This is a genomic window from Pseudoalteromonas sp. P1-25, assembly GCF_001401805.1.
Taxonomy (GTDB): domain Bacteria; phylum Pseudomonadota; class Gammaproteobacteria; order Enterobacterales; family Alteromonadaceae; genus Pseudoalteromonas.
Genome location: NZ_LKDW01000031.1, coordinates 1 through 15,085 on the forward strand (window position 1 = coordinate 1; position 15,085 = coordinate 15,085).

Sequence of the window (15,085 nt, forward strand, 5' to 3'; positions counted from 1 at the left end):
TGGGCTCGATAACTGCTCCTGCGTTATTCTAATGACTTACATCCATGTAAGAATAAGTAAAAACCGAGCAAAGCTTCCGCGTCCTGCTCCCGGCCCTTACCAACATCCATGTAGGCAACAAAGAGTTTATCGCCCCTAGGCAGAACCCAAAGGGCAGCGTATGTTTGGCATTTATGCTACGTTATCGCCTATTTATGGGGAGTAACCGCACTTCATAGGCTCTGCCTTGCCTAAAAACCAAACATACTGCTGTAAATTCAAACGCCAAAGGTCAACACGCCCTCGTTATTAGAGCTAAGTGGAGGGCACTTAACTGACAAGCTGCTCAAAGCCATTGCGGTGTGAGCGTAATGCTAAGCAATAACATTTTAATGCGTTAGCTGTGCTTTAAATGAGGGCGCATAATACGCTGATATTATTAAAATAATTACCTATAATTTATTTGAAACACTTTATAAAAACTATTAATAATGCAGGGCTAATAAAAAGCTCGGCGTATTAGGCCGAGCTTTAATGGTTGGGAGAGAAACTTTAATTATTTGGTAGTGGGTGTTGGTTGAATACTTATAGGTTGCGATTTACCAAATAGTTTACGGGTAAGGCGCTTGGCGTCTTCTAGTGCTACGTACTGGCAAGGTATAAGTATCAAGGTAATTACCGTGGCAAAAAGCACACCAAAGGCCAGCGATACCGCCATAGGAATAACTATTTTAGCTTGTAAGCTTGTTTCCATAATAATTGGCATTACCCCAATAAATGTAGTGATTGAGGTAAGCAATATAGCTCTAAAGCGCTTTGCACCGGCTTGCATAACAGCTTGTTTAATAGCCATACCTTCCGCGCGTGCTTTATTTACAAAATCAACCATAACGAGGGAGTCGTTTACTACAATACCCGCTACCGCAATAATGCCAAACATAGACAGTCCGCTCATGGTCATACCTAATATTACGTGACCAAACATTGCACCTACTACACCAAATGGAATAACCGACATGATAATAAGCGGCTGCGAGTAAGAGCGAAGCGGTATAGCTAATAACGCAAATATAATCATCAGCGATATAGCAAAGTCGCGTAACTGCTCATCGGCGCTGTCCATCTCTTCTTGTACGCGTCCAGCCACATTACTTTTAACGCCTGGGTAGCTTTTAAGCAGCGAAGGTAAATAGGCATCGCGAATTTCTTGTGCAATGGCAAACGGCTCAACTTGATCAGTATTGACCGCTGCCCACACATTAACTGTACGGTTTGAGTTTTCACGGCGAATACGGTTTACGCCATCAACAAGCTTAACTTCGGCTACTTCGCTTAACGGCACTTCTGCACCAGTTGGCGTAATAATGCGCGCATTTTGAATGTTGCTAATTGAGTTACGCTCGCTTTCTGGGTAGCGGATCATTACTTTAATTTCTTCGCCTTCGCGTAAAATACGCTGTGCTTCTAATCCGTAGTAACTAAAGCTTACTTGCGATGCAACATCGGCAAGTGTAAGTCCCATGCTGTAGGCCAGTGGTTTTAAATCAAGCTGTACTTCGTCTGTGGCACTTTGCAATGAGTCGTTTACATCGCCTACACCTTCCATGCTTTGTAATTTAGCTTTTAATTTACCGGCTACTTCTTTTAACTCATCGGCATTTTTGCCTTGTAGTCTAAAACTTACGTCGCCGTCATCACGCCCGCCACTAAAAATATTATCTTGAATATTAAGCGTTTTAACACCTGGTAGCGGTGGCATTTGTTCGCGCCAAAGGGTGCTTAATTCAAAGGTATCGATAGGGCGCAAGTGTGGCTCTACTAAAATAGCCATAATGTTTGCCTCTGTACGCCCGCGTAGGCTTACCGATAAATCGCGGATCATGCTTTGTCCGTATTGCTCTTCAAGTTCTTTATCTACTTTGAGTAATACATCTTCAATTTTACGGGCAGTTTCAAGGGTTGCCTGCTCCGAAGAGGCTAGGTTCATTTCTAACGTAATACGCGGAAAGTCATGCGGTATTTTAGGATTAGGCACAAACTTAACCAACCCGCCTGCAAACATACCTGCACTGACTATTAAAATACATAAAAAGCCAATAATTACGGTATAACGATAATGTATACAATGGCCTATAAAAGGCGTGTAGTAGTTTTGTACAAAGTGTTTTAAACCGTTATCAACTACATTACGCAGTTTGTGTAATGGATTTTTAGGGTTAGGTTTACGTGGGTTCATGGCTGCAATATGCGCAGGTAATATTAGCTTTGATTCAATTAACGAGAAAATCAAACACAGTATAATAACCACACCAATGGCCTTAGAAAACGCAGCACCTGGGCCTGATGCCATAGCTTGGGGTAAAAACGCTGCAATAGTGGTTAGCACGCCAAATGTAGCGGGCATAGCAACGCGCTTAACACCGCGAATAACATTATCAAGGCTATGACCATGTTTTTCTATTTCGGCACTGGCAGATTCGCCCACAACTATGGCGTCGTCGACCACAATCCCGAGTACTATAATGAAGGCAAATAACGACACCATGTTTATGGTGATGTCTAAAAAGCCCACAGGCATAAATAAAAAGGCACCTAAAAAAGACACTGGTAAGCCCATCATTACCCAAAACGCTAAACGCAGCGGTAAAAATAGTGCCAATACAATCATTACTAAAATACCGCCCCATACCATGTTGTCGATCATCATATCGAGTCGACCTTCAAGGTAGTAGGTTAAATCAACAATAGGTGAGAGCTTTACACCTTGTGGAAGTTTTGACTGTTTTTCTGCCATGTAGCCTTTAAGAACTTTAGCTACATCGGTTATGTCTTGATCTTTTGAGGCATCTACTTCAAACGAAAGTGAGTTTTTACCGTTATATTTAGAGTAAAGCAGGCCTTCTTCAAAGCCGTCGTTAATCGTCGCTACATCGCCTAAATTAATTTGTGCACCATCGGCAAGCGTTATAAGCGGAAGCTTTGCAAATTCTCCGCCACGGTAGGCCTGCTTTTCAACACGCATAGAGATATAGCCTGTGTCGGAGCGAATTTGTCCTGCCGACATATTAGTAGAAAAGCTTTGCACCGCGCTTGAAACATCTCTAAATGTAAGGCCATATTCACGTAGTTTATCGGGGCTTATTTCTATGCCTATTTCGTAATCTAGGCCACTGTAAAAATCGACTAAGTTAACGCCAGGCAGGGCAAGCAGTTCATCTTTTATGTCGTTACCTAACTCTTTAAGCTGGTAGTAACTCATGTCGCCGTAAAGCGCGAGGATCATGACCTCTTGCTGAAATTTTTCACGTTGAATAACGGGGCGTTCCATCCCCGCAGGAAAGGTATTAATAGAGTCTACTTGCGCTTTTATTTCGTCTAGGGCTTCTTGTAGGTCGTATTTTTCTTCTATTTCTACCCACGCTTGCGCATAACCTCGGTTAGAGTAGGTTATTAAACGTTTTATACCCTCGGTACCTTCAAGGTTTTCTTCAATTTTTATGGTTATGCCTTCTTCAACCTCTTGCGGGGCGGCGCCTGGGTATATCGCTTGAATACTCACCCAGTTACTTTCAAACTGCGGAAATGCCTGTTTGCGAATGGTCAGCGCTGTTAAAAGCCCACCAATGAGAATAAAAATCATGATGAGGTTTGCCGCCACTGGGTTACGTGCAAACCATGCAATTAAGCCTTTTTCTGAGGTACTCATGGTGTATCCTCTTTAAGTGCTAATTGAGTAACATCGCTTTTAGGTTCAATGCCCTCAAGCTTAACCGCCATGCCTTCTGTTGGGTATTCCAGGGCAGAGGTAATAAGTTGTTCGCCACTGCTTAACCCTTGGTCGGCTATGACCATGCCGTTTTGTTCACGTACAATATTAAGCGTTTTAAAGCTAAGGGTGTGATTGTCGTTTAAGATAGCAATTTTGTTATTTTTAACTAAATGGTGCGGCACTATAATGGCGTTATCAAGCGCTCGCCCTTCAATAGTAGCGTTAATGTAAGAGCCAAAACGCAGTGGCTTAGTGTTATCAGCGTACGGGGTAGGTAACTGCGCAACTAAGTAGCTCATACGGCTGGTTTGATCAACAACACCTTCGCTACGTACAACCTTGGCTTGCCAGGTAGTTTGCTTACCGGCAAATTCGGCATTAAGTGCAACCTGTGCGCCAATACCGCCGTTATTTAAGTATTGCAGCTCTTTATCTGCAACCGGTAAACGTACCTCTGCAACCGAGGTCGCGCTTAGCTCACCAAATTTACTGCCAGCACTCACTACAGAGCCTAAGCTAATTGTGCGCTCGTTAATAATGGCATCATAGGGGGCTCTAATGTAGGTGCGTTCTAAGTTACGTTTAGTGCGTTTTACACGCGCTTGAGCAGATTTAAAATTTGCCATTTTTTCGGCAAGTTGTGGTTTACGTAAATAAAGTTCAGATGCAATTGCATCGCTTGAGTCTGATTTAATACGTTCCCATTCGGCTTTAGCAACATGGGCTTGTGCGCGTTCAATTTCAAGTGCTGAACTTGCTTGTGCAAGGCCTGCTTGGGCTTCAATTAAGTCGGCTTCGTAATCATTTGGATCAATTCGTGCTAAAATATCGCCTTGCTTAACAAACGCGCCTTCAACAAATTGTTCGGCTACTGAAATAACTTGCCCGCTTACTTGCGCAACAAGTTCAGTACGGTCTTTAGGTTTTACAACGCCGTACGATTTAACATCAAGCGTTATCGCATCAATGTTTACGTTTTGCGCAGCAACAAGTGGGCGAGTGTCTTGCTCTGGTTTTTCTTCTGGTGGCGCTTTCATTGCTGAAAGGCCAATTGCCAGTGCAATTCCGGCAGCTAAAACTGCGACAGGTAATAAAATTTGTTTTTTAGTAGCCACAAGGCATTCCTTCATATATTTGGTGACAAGGCAATAATACGCAATAAAGTGTTTACAAGGCGTTTGAAGATGTAACAAAGCATTACATATGTGTATTACAGATAAATAATGAGCTAGGTAGGGTGTTAATTTAAATACAAAGGCCTGGCTTTTACTAACAGAGGTGTTTATGAAAACAGAGCCTATGGCATGTCGTTTAGGCTGCGGTGCTTGCTGCATTGCCCCCAGTATTAGCTCGCCAATCCCGGGAATGCCAAACGGTAAAAAAGCCGGAGAGCGTTGTATTCAGCTAGATGAACGTAATTTATGTAAATTATTTGGCGATGAAAGCCGTCCTAAAGTATGTAGTGATTTTAGCGCCACATTTGATGTGTGTGGGTCAACTAATGCAGAGGCTCTAGCACTTATAACCGAGCTTGAGCAATTAACCTAGCTCACGATGCTAATACACATATATTTACATTTATCTATTATCGAGTAATTTTTTAAGTAATTAAAAGCTGCGCTTTTAACGCGAGCAAGCTCAGCGTCTACCGCAAATGTGTAGATATACGCTTACTTTGTAGACGTAAAGCTTGCTTAGGTGACAGGCAAAGCCTGTAAAAGTGATTTATTCACAAAGAGGGGAAGAGGCGCTGCGCTTTTAGAGGAAGAGATTAACTTTAAGTAATAGTTGGTTTGTGTTTTCTCATTTACTTCTCATTAGCTTCTCTTTGTGCAATATTTTTTGTCTAAAATAGCGCTGTTATAAAAAACACAGCGTTTACAAATCAAAGTATAAATTGAGTTTGTAAACGCCACTTTAATTTTTACCAACTATACGTTGCGCTTAACGTATATTGCTCACCGCGTCCTGGTGTACCTGGTATTTCTTCAAACGACTCATCCCATAAGTTATCAGCCGCTAAAGTAATAAATAAATTGCTTAACTGAGGCGGGGTTATTTTAAGCGTTAGCTGGGTAAATAACGCGTTGTCGTGGCCGTTTCTAAGCGCGTTTTTGTGTTGTGTACGCCATTCGTTATCTATTCTAAATTCTAAAATATCTGTTGGGTTGTACACAGCGCCGAGTGTTAAACGGTGATCAGGAAAGTTTAACGCGTAAAAGCTAGCATCAATATCGGCTGCGCCGTAGTTTTCTGATTTATGCAAATAGGTGTAGCTAGCAATAAGTTTTGCAGAATCAAAGTGTTTAGTCGCTAAAAATTCAACCCCTGCAGTATCAATATCAACTGGGTTAGCAAAGCGCGCAGAGGTGGAGTCAAAATTAAAGGTCCAGTCGGTTAAGTTATTATCTTTTCGATAAAAAATAGCCGAGTTTAACTGCCAGCTTTGCTCTTCAAGTAATAAGCCTAGCTCTAAGTTTGACGTTGTTTCGCGCTCAAGGTTGTAGTTACTTCTAAATAACCCGCCAGAATCGCTGCCGCCAATGGCTGTGTAGCCTGCGACTTGGCTCGCTTGCGCGTACGATAAATAAAGAGTGTGTGCTGTGCCGTCACTATTTTGCGTATTTAAGGTTATATCACCAATGGCAGAAACTTTAGCATCATCACGATTGGTATCATCATACGCAGCCCCTAAGCGAAAGGTAAGTTGTTCGTTTTTTAGCGCTATTGTGTATTCAGGCAATATACTCAGCTTGTAATACTTTCGTGAGGTAAAGTTGTTTTCAAGTGTGGTTGATTCAATCGAGTCATCAATAAATTGTGCCGAGTAATTGATTGCCAGTGCATCGCTTTGTGCATGGCGGCCCGAAAGAGCAAGTGATTTAATTTCACTTTTATGAAAAGCTTCAAATGCACTTGGGTTTTCGCGCGAATAAATATAGTGATCGTCATGGGTACGGTAATATGCCGATACTTCAAAATTGCTGTTTTCAGCGTAATTTTGTTTGTGATTAAGCATCCAAAGGCGGGTTTCTAAATCTTCTGTTTCGTTAACGCCAAAAGGGGTATATAAGTTAGGCCAGCCAAAAAACTTATCTTGCGAGCCATAAAATAAATCGGTTTGGCTATGCTCGCTTACTAATTGCAGGCGAGCTGAGGCGCGCGAAAAGTCATGATCGCCATTATCAATAGTGCCATCACTTTGCGAGTGAGAGTACTCACCTTCAAAGCCCAGGGTATAGTTAGCTAAGCTATCAAGTTGTGTGTTTTTAGCAGCGTGAATACTTTGCAGGTTAAAGTCGTTCGTACCAGTGCCAAGCGATACACTACCGCCAGTAATAATTGGTTTCCAACCAAACGAAACTGTACCTACAGAGCTGTTCATACCGTACAGTGCGTTATCGGCACCGGTTAAAACTGCGGGGCCGCTTAGCATTTGCGGTGCAATAGGTATTTCAGCAAAATAATGACCAGATTGCGGGTCAAGTAGGGTAGCACTGCCGACTCTAAAACCGGTATTTTCAAAAATTCCACCACGAATAGTTACATCAGCTTGCGCCTCAGCCATATTACGCGACTGTAAATCAACACGCGGGTCATACTCTAAATTAGAAATAGGCGAGTCAAATGTACCGACAGGCAGTTTATTCGCAGTAGGCGAAGCTTCAACCGTTATTTGCTCTATTGAAGACTCATCAGGTAGCGTATTAGCATCAACAAATGGGGTAACGCTGCATAATAGTGCAGGTAATATAATGTGTGGTGTGCGGCTCATGTGTTTCTCGTCGTTTTTTATTTGTAGCGGCGGTTACAATTAATTTCAAAGCATATATTTGAGCATGATAAAATAACTAAATGTAACAGCAGACATTTTGTGCGCGATTGTACATTAATTTGTTAATAACTGCATTTGATAACCATTCACACTTTTCTCATTAGGTAACATTTATAATGGATACTAAAGAACATAATACTATTTACTTTGCTGGTGGCTGCCTGTGGGGTGTACAAGAGTTTATGAAACACTTACCAGGTGTAATAAGTACTGAAGCAGGGCGCGCTAATGGTACAAATAAAACGACAGGTGGCGAATACGATGGTTATGCAGAATGCGTAAAGGTCATTTTTGACCCAAACGCCGTTACCCTAAATAAGCTGTTTGACTACTTTTTTGAAATTATTGACCCATACAGCATTAATAAACAAGGAGATGACGTAGGCCCTAAATACCGCACTGCTATTTACAGTAAACACCAAAACCATTTAGACGCAGCAAGCAATTATATAAATAAGCGCAGTGATGCCGAAAAAGTTGTAGTAGGCGTTGAGAAGCTTACTAATTACGTACCAAGCGATGCAGAGCACCAAGACCGATTAACTAACCACCCTGATGACTATTGCCATATACCCCTTGAGTTATTGTATAAGTATAAATCGTAAATTTAACGCAGTGTCTATGTAGACGTGCAGCTTGCTGACGTGGCGAGCGAAGCTCGTAATTACTTCAATCTAAAGTCCCAAAACAAACAGCCATAAAAAAGCTCACATATTGTGAGCTTTTAAAAGTTACTTAACGCCAATTTTAACTTACTGCTGCTTTTGCGGCGGGAAGTTACTTAAAATATTAGCGACGGTTTCTTTAATTGATGCTTCGCGCTGCTCAGGCGATTGTTTTTTCTTTAAACGGCCCTCTTTAGCACCGCGCCATATCAGCTGGTTTGATTCGCGGTCAATAATATCAATTACTAACGTACCTACTTCGTACTCGCGGGCGCTAATATCGCGTTGAAAGCCCGTACCCCAGTACCCCCAACGTGCGCCGTAGCCTACGTTAAAGCTGTCTACTTCGAGCTCTTTATCTACCGATGCATGGTAGTTAACTAATACGTCAGCTTGTGCGGCGTCAACTAGGGTCATACCTAATGTTTGGCTAAGTTCTTTATTAACAGCGGTACGTACGCGTTTTTCCATTAAACCGTTAATTTGGTAGTTTGTGGTGTCTTTGGTTAGGCTCGCGTTTTCTACCCAAGCAAATGTTTTAAAATTACTAAAGTTGGCTGATTTGTCGTAATCCCAGTCTGGGGTTTGCGTACAGGCTGTAAGTAATGCCAGCGCTGCAACAATAAGTATATTTTTCATTACCTTTGCTCCAATAAAATGCGTTAATTTAAAATAACACACATCGTTTAAATGTGTATTAGTTTAACGTCCTATATTTTAGTTTAGTTGGTTTGCCTTAACGGCCAATTAACTGTGTTCAACTTCTATCCAGTCTTTTTCGTCTACCCAGTTTTGGGCGCCATCCTTTACTGAACGAATAGGTACAATGTAATCACAGCTTACCTGTGGCTTAACTGAGGCAAATATAGGCACAAAGCCAAAGCTCAATGCGGTTTCTATGATTGCTTTTTGGTTTTGCGGGTCGATATCGGCCGCTTCATCTATATAAATAGGTATACGGTAAAGGTTTTGTTCTTGATCGCTTAATAAGTAACGAATAAACAACATGCCACATAATAACTTAATGGTGATACGTGTGCCGTTTGAACCGGCTGAATCGATTTTTTCAAAGTGTTCGGTTTCACCTGCGCGGTTTACCACTTCAAAACGAATGTCGAACAAATCAGTTAATGTAAGGCCAGCTTTGTCTGAGGCAAGTTTTATTAGGTGATCTTTTGCTTCGTTTACTGCGCTTTCGCTGTAAGGTTCTTGGCTTAATAAATCAAGGGTGTCGCCTTGCTCAAACTGATGCGACGTGCTGATAATGGTATCAATACTATCAACCAGCATCTTGCGCGGTATTACGTTAATTTTAAACGCTTGCAGGTTAGAAATACGGTGCTGGCTTATGCCTTTATTAAAGCTGTTCATTTCGCGACGAAGGCGATCTAAATCTTCACGCAAGCCTTTAATGGTTGCGGCTACTTCGGTTAGGGCTACGCGACCTTGGCGCTCAACGGCATCGCGTTCGTTATCAAGGTTATGAAATGCACTAATCAACTTTTGGTATTTAGTAAATTCGTCGTTTTCGTTATCGAACTTAGTAATACCCGCGTTATATACATGCAAATAGGTATTACGTACGTTTATGTCAAAGTTGCGCAGCTCTTGGCAGTCTTTATTAAAGTGATGTACTAGGTCGCTTAAGTTATCAAAATCGACTGTTATATCAATCATATATGGGGTTACTTTCCCGCTGTATAAATCAAGCGTGTGGTCAATTCGCTCGCTTTTAACTTGGCGAAGGCGCTCGGTTTGGCGATTAATTTGCTCTTGCTTAGATTTAATTAACGAACGTCTGTCTGCAATTGAGCCACTATTTTTTTGAATATCTTGCAGGTAGTCGTCAACTTGTTCGCGCTCTGCTAATAATTGCTCTTTTAGCATGGCTTGCGCTTCTACCGACTGCTGCATTACCTCAAATTGCTCTAAGCGTTTAAGTGCGCTCTCTGCGCTCAATAGCTCATCATAAAGTGCATCTTTTTCTTTTTGTTTCTCTGCCACGTTAGCGGCTACTTCGCGCTGTTGTTTAAACTCTTTTAAGGAGCGTTCAAGCGCGTCTAATTGAGCGCTAAGCTGGGCTTTGTTTTCGCCGCTTTGCATTTGTACAGGCGAGAGTTTTTTAAGCTTAATGCTTGCCCCTGGAAGGGTTAGCACACCGCCTTTAACGTTTTCACTTAATAGCGATAAAAATTCCCCAAAGGCGTCTTCGTCATCAATGGTTATATCGCCCTGGCTGGTGGTTGCGAACGAGAGTAGGTCGGGATTTAAAATGCGCGATATTTCTTCTACTTCTTTGAGTGATAGGTCTTCGCGCATACGAGTAAACAAATTAAACTCAAGGTTTTTAAGCTGTAGTTTTAAACTTTTTATTTGTTTTTGGGTTTCGCTAATGCGGTAATCAAGCGTATGTAGGCTTTGCCCTTGTGCGCTGGTAATAGAGTGCGAAAGCGACTCGTAATCTTGCTTTAGTTGCGCAAGGTTTGCTTTAAGGGTGGCTTTATTTACCAGTTCAAACTCGCTTTTTAGAGCGCTGTAATCTAAAAACCATTGCTCAATTTGGGTTTGTTTGCGCTCTATATCGCGCGATTGCTGCACGTATAAGCTTTGCTTTTGTTCAAACTCGTGTTTTTCGTGCTCTATATCTTCAAGGGCAATGGCGAGTTCGCTTAGTTGCTCTTCTTGGTAGGTGTCAAAGTCTATTAGTGCTTGGTCAATTTTAGGTGCGTAAGCTGCTAACTTACCTTTAAGCACGGTTTGGTTTTCAAGCATTGATTCAAGCGCACTTATTGGCTCTTGCATTGATTCAAGGGCTTTTAATTCGCGTTTAGCGCGGTTTACTTTATCAAACGAGCGACGCCATACTTCATAAAAGTCCACTTTAGAGTTTGACATATGGCGCTCAAACACACGTAACATAAAGCGTTTAACATCGCTTGCGCCTAATTTGTGTAAGTTAAGAATACGCCTAAATATTTCTTTATAAATGGCGGAGTCTTGCACGTTATTAAGCGGGATCATTTTTAAATTAATGTCGCCGTCAAAGGGCGTTGCGCCACCGGTAAGCAGGGCGTTTAGCTCTTGTGCTTTTAGCTCTATTGGGTTGTAACCTTGCGTTTTTAAATGATTAAACAGCTTGGTAAACTTAATTATGGTATTACCTTGCGTGTACTGCGCTAAATCAAGTGTGCCTTGATAACAAAAGTACTGATGCGCGTAACCGGCTATTTTACCAAGGCCTGCAACCCCAATTACGACCGAGCCATGAGGGAGGTTAGCTTCGAGTAAAATGTACGATTGATCCGATGAAAAATAAAATTTACGGGTTTCATCTAAATCATGGCCGTCCCACTCGGTTAGGCGCAAATCATTTATTAGCGGAAACTGCAGGGCGTTAATAACCGAGCTTTTACCGGTATTGTTTGGCGCACAAATAGAGCTGCTTTTATCAAGTGGGATCACACACTTTGCATAACCTGCGGTATTAAGTAGGGCGAGTTTACTTAGTCCGTATAAGTTTTTCATTGCTCGTCCTCCGTAATGTAGGTTTCTTCGTTTACTTCCATAAGTGCATCAATGTAACGGTGAATAGGCGCTTGTAGCATAAAGCCGCCTTCTACTTCGCGGGCAAGGCCTAAACGTACCATGCGCAGGTAAACGTCTTTTCGTAAATCTGAGCCCGAAAAGATCTCAAGCTGATCAAACAAATGTTTGTTAATTTGCACTAAGGTTTGCATCAGTTCTAAATCGTTTACTTCATCAAATAGGGCGCGCATTGGGTCTTTACCTGTATTGGCAAAGTGCTCAATTAAAATGTAAATAGTTAGCGCAATAGCACGGGAGATTTTACCCATATTCGGTGTACTTTCGTCGCTGGCAAAATAGTAAAAGCCACGGCTGTCGTGTTTTAAATCGTGGCCCAGGGCGCTAAATAAGGCACTGTAAGATTCTATGTGTTGGTCAAGCTCTTGCCACATTACGTTGTCTTGTTCGCAAATATGATAACCCGCGCCTAATTTTTTATTAATGGCTTGCAGGTGTGTTAGCTCGTCTAGGTTTATATGTGTCATGTGTTACTCGTCTGCCTGTGTATCTGGCTGAGGCGCTGAATTAAATGGGTATAACGAAAAATGCTGGCCGGCAATTTTTATGCGCGCTTTTTCATCGCTTTGGCTAATGTGAATTTCACTGTCGCTGACTAATTTTTGATATAAAAATAGCATTTCGTCGGCCTCTAACTCGGGGTAGCTTTCGTCTAAAAATTGCAGCAATGGCTGAGGCTTTTTGCGTTTTTTATTAAAGCGTTTTGCAAAGGTTTTTTTAACATCGTGGTAATCAGGAATGTTAGGCGTTACAAATGCCGGTACGTCTTGTTGCTCTGGAAGCTGGTATTCTTCGTGTTCAAATTCTACCAAGCTTGCCATGTAGGCTACTATATGGCGCTGTTGCCCAAGCGAGTAACGTTGGGCATCACTGACAAAGTTTGGTTGCACCGCGCTTAGCATGTTGTCTACGCCATTTTTACGTACCAGGCCAAGCACTTTTGCCGCTTGGCGGGTAATTAAGTTATTACGGCGCAGCTCTTCGCGCAGTGGCATAAGCATATCGGCACTTTTACGTAAGCTTTCTCGGCCAATCAAATGCATTTCGAGTATACGGGTGCGTAATTGCTCAAGCATGCGTTTGTCACTGTACGCTTTACCTGAGCGTTCAATGTGCTCTATTTGCTTACTTATTTGCTGCTCAATACGGGTAAAGCAAGCATGAAAGTCGCCTCTAATATCGACCATTTCAAGCATGGGCTCTATGTATTCGTCAAAGGCCTCTATTACGGCTTTGTATCGCTTTTGCAAAGATTGCACAGCGTGATCAGATTTAGCCTGCTCAACTATATTTAATATGGCGTTTTCGTTGTGTGCGTAAAGCTTCATTATTTTACGCACCCGATCATCCATAATGCGGCTAAAACGGCGTAAATCGTCAAAGTCTTCCATTTCGCCTGCGTTATCTAGTCGGTTTCCTAGACGGGCTAAATCATCAACCAAAACGCTAATTTCTTGTGCTAAACCTAGGTGTTCTTCTTGTAATAAAAAGGTCGCAAAATCGGCAATGGCACGGTTAATTTCAAGCTGCGAAGACTTAGCCAATGGAATAAGTATATCTTGATTGAGCAAACGATTTGTTTCTTTGTATATGCGCTCGTTTGTCCACGTAGGCTGTTTTTGTTTAATAGCGTTTTGTACGTCTTTTAGGCTAAAGTCGGCCATTTTAAAACGTTTAAATAATAGCTCTAAAACACCCCAATGTTCGCTAAGGGTATTTAGCAGCTTTTTAGCTGGGATCATAAGAGGTTACAACATCCTAGTATTTTATTATTGAGTTCTTAAAGTTGACTCATTATTACGTATTCTACCAGTAAATAGTATTCGTTTTTAAGACCATTTAATAATAGTTTTTGCATGAGGGCGGTGCTAAAATTCGCACCGAAATTGGGCACGCACAAAGGAGTGATTTTTGTGTGTTCTTTAAAACTATATCAAAGGTTATTTAACTACCATGGTCCCCTCGATAATTTTAACCCTAATAGCGATTGCCTTCTTACTGATCGTTATAGAAGATATAATTCACGTAAATAAAGCTAAAACAACGCTATTTTTTGGCACGCTTTGTTGGATTATACTTTTTGTTAACCCTCTTCATGGGCAAAGCCCCACCGAAATTCAGCACCTTTTAAACGAAAACATACTAGAAATAGCCTCACTCTGGTTGTTTTTAATGGCCGCCATGACCTTTGTTGCGTATTTAAATTCTAAAGGGTTTATAGAAAACATAGTGCATCGGGTAATGCCTAAAAGCATTAGCGAGCGACAACTTATGTTTTTAGTGGGCGGGTTTGCTTTTTTGTTTTCGTCTATTTCTGACAACGTAACCGCTACCCTTATATCACTTGCTGTGGTTATGTCGTTACAGCTTGAAGCTAAAAAGCTGATTAAATACGCCACACTTATTGTGTTTGGGGTTAACTCTGGCGGTGTATCGTTAATAACCGGTGATGTAACCACCTTAATGATATTTTTAGATGGCAAAGTGTCTATTGCCAACTTATTACTGCTTATAGCGCCTGCGTTTATAAGTGTGATGTTACTCGCGCTTTTGCTTTCTATTGGTATGAAAGGGAAAATAGAGTTCCAAGGCTCGCAAAAAAAACGCATAGAAAAAACCGACATTACTATTGCCATTATATTTTTATCAACCGTGGTAAGTACGTTAACACTTAGCGTAATTTACAGCGTACCGCCGCTACTTACATTTTTATTTGGTTTGTCGGTTATGTTTTTAGTGGCGCAATTTTTAATGCGCAAAAAAGATATAAACAAAGACATAATAGACTTTGTGCGCGACATAGAATACGACACGCTACTGTTTTTCGTTGGGGTTTTATTATTGGTAGGGGCATTAAAAGAGATTGGCATTTTAAGTAAATTTACCGATTTATACGCAATAATGTCACCTGAGTACGCTAACTACTTAATGGGCATATTATCAGCTGGGGTTGATAATGTACCGCTTACCGCTGCGCTATTAAAAGCAGATATAGTAATGAGCCAACAGCATTGGTTGTCGTTTACCTATGCAACAGGGGTAGGTGGGTCAATGCTAATAATTGGTTCAGCAGCGGGTATAATTGCAATGAGCAAACTTAAAGCACTTACTTTTACTAGTTATTTTAAATTATCACTGCAATTATTAATTTGTTATACCGTAGGTTATACAGGCGCTTATTTTATGGGTAGCTTTGTTTAATTTTACTATAAATGCTTGACACCTAGACGTCTA

10 protein-coding genes are annotated in these 15,085 nt (G+C 41.4%); 3 read left to right on the forward strand and 7 right to left on the reverse strand.

The features are described 5' to 3' along the window. Window positions 1-535: 535 nt before the first annotated feature. A complete protein-coding gene (locus AN393_RS16050) occupies window positions 536-3,685 on the reverse strand; it encodes an efflux RND transporter permease subunit (protein ID WP_055015196.1) in 3,150 nt (1,049 codons plus the stop codon). Beyond that, the gene (locus AN393_RS16055) at window positions 3,682-4,863 is read right to left on the reverse strand and encodes an efflux RND transporter periplasmic adaptor subunit (RefSeq protein ID WP_055018600.1); all 1,182 of its coding nucleotides are present in this window, start codon (window positions 4,861-4,863) and stop codon (window positions 3,682-3,684) included. Before AN393_RS16055 ends, AN393_RS16050 begins: the two co-directional genes overlap by 4 nt. Window positions 4,864-5,032: 169 nt before the next feature. Between AN393_RS16055 and AN393_RS16060 the strand changes: the two genes are divergently transcribed. Further along, window positions 5,033-5,296 carry a YkgJ family cysteine cluster protein gene (locus AN393_RS16060; RefSeq protein ID WP_055015194.1) on the forward strand — a complete coding sequence of 88 codons (264 nt, stop codon included), beginning with the start codon at window positions 5,033-5,035 and terminating at the stop codon, window positions 5,294-5,296. 376 nt (window positions 5,297-5,672) lie between these two features. On the opposite strand, the gene AN393_RS16065 is transcribed toward AN393_RS16060, so the two are convergent. Next, window positions 5,673-7,523: a TonB-dependent siderophore receptor gene (locus tag AN393_RS16065; RefSeq protein WP_055018601.1), complete on the reverse strand. Its 1,851-nt coding sequence runs from the start codon at window positions 7,521-7,523 to the stop codon at window positions 5,673-5,675. A gap of 176 nt (window positions 7,524-7,699) precedes the next feature. Here AN393_RS16065 and AN393_RS16070 point away from each other — a divergent pair, with 176 nt between their 5' ends. After that, a complete protein-coding gene (locus AN393_RS16070; RefSeq protein ID WP_055018602.1) occupies window positions 7,700-8,188 on the forward strand; it encodes a peptide-methionine (S)-S-oxide reductase in 489 nt (162 codons plus the stop codon). 147 nt (window positions 8,189-8,335) lie between these two features. Here AN393_RS16070 and AN393_RS16075 read toward each other — a convergent pair whose 3' ends face one another. The 4 genes from AN393_RS16075 to AN393_RS16090 all read right to left on the reverse strand — a co-directional run bounded on the left by AN393_RS16075 (window position 8,336) and on the right by AN393_RS16090 (window position 13,593). Continuing rightward, a complete protein-coding gene (locus AN393_RS16075) occupies window positions 8,336-8,887 on the reverse strand; it encodes a DUF4136 domain-containing protein (RefSeq protein WP_055018603.1) in 552 nt (183 codons plus the stop codon). A 108-nt stretch (window positions 8,888-8,995) separates the two neighbouring features. Next, window positions 8,996-11,773: a hypothetical protein gene (locus AN393_RS16080; RefSeq protein WP_055015190.1), complete on the reverse strand. Its 2,778-nt coding sequence runs from the start codon at window positions 11,771-11,773 to the stop codon at window positions 8,996-8,998. Next, window positions 11,770-12,318, reverse strand: a complete 549-nt coding sequence (locus AN393_RS16085) for a condensin complex protein MksE (protein ID WP_024033404.1) — start codon at window positions 12,316-12,318, stop codon at window positions 11,770-11,772. The genes AN393_RS16080 and AN393_RS16085 overlap by 4 nt, the downstream gene beginning before the upstream one ends. Window positions 12,319-12,321: 3 nt before the next feature. Then, window positions 12,322-13,593, reverse strand: a complete 1,272-nt coding sequence (locus AN393_RS16090) for a hypothetical protein (protein WP_055015188.1) — start codon at window positions 13,591-13,593, stop codon at window positions 12,322-12,324. A 211-nt stretch (window positions 13,594-13,804) separates the two neighbouring features. On the opposite strand from AN393_RS16090, the gene nhaD reads away from it, so the two are divergent. Continuing rightward, complete coding sequence (gene nhaD / locus AN393_RS16095) at window positions 13,805-15,052, forward strand: sodium:proton antiporter NhaD (protein ID WP_055015187.1); 1,248 nt, start codon at window positions 13,805-13,807, stop codon at window positions 15,050-15,052. Window positions 15,053-15,085 lie beyond the last annotated feature (33 nt).

Excerpts from the sequence above, each read along its gene's own strand:
- AN393_RS16080 (WP_055015190.1), bottom strand. The coding sequence starts at position 11,773 with ATGAAAAACTTATACGGACTAAGTAAACTCGCCCTACTTAATACCGCA.
- nhaD (WP_055015187.1), top strand. The coding sequence starts at position 13,805 with ATGGTCCCCTCGATAATTTTAACCCTAATAGCGATTGCCTTCTTACTG.
- AN393_RS16075 (WP_055018603.1), bottom strand. The coding sequence starts at position 8,887 with ATGAAAAATATACTTATTGTTGCAGCGCTGGCATTACTTACAGCCTGT.
- AN393_RS16050 (WP_055015196.1), bottom strand. The coding sequence starts at position 3,685 with ATGAGTACCTCAGAAAAAGGCTTAATTGCATGGTTTGCACGTAACCCA.
- AN393_RS16085 (WP_024033404.1), bottom strand. The coding sequence starts at position 12,318 with ATGACACATATAAACCTAGACGAGCTAACACACCTGCAAGCCATTAAT.
- AN393_RS16060 (WP_055015194.1), top strand. The coding sequence starts at position 5,033 with ATGAAAACAGAGCCTATGGCATGTCGTTTAGGCTGCGGTGCTTGCTGC.
- AN393_RS16065 (WP_055018601.1), bottom strand. The coding sequence starts at position 7,523 with ATGAGCCGCACACCACACATTATATTACCTGCACTATTATGCAGCGTT.
- AN393_RS16090 (WP_055015188.1), bottom strand. The coding sequence starts at position 13,593 with ATGATCCCAGCTAAAAAGCTGCTAAATACCCTTAGCGAACATTGGGGT.
- AN393_RS16070 (WP_055018602.1), top strand. The coding sequence starts at position 7,700 with ATGGATACTAAAGAACATAATACTATTTACTTTGCTGGTGGCTGCCTG.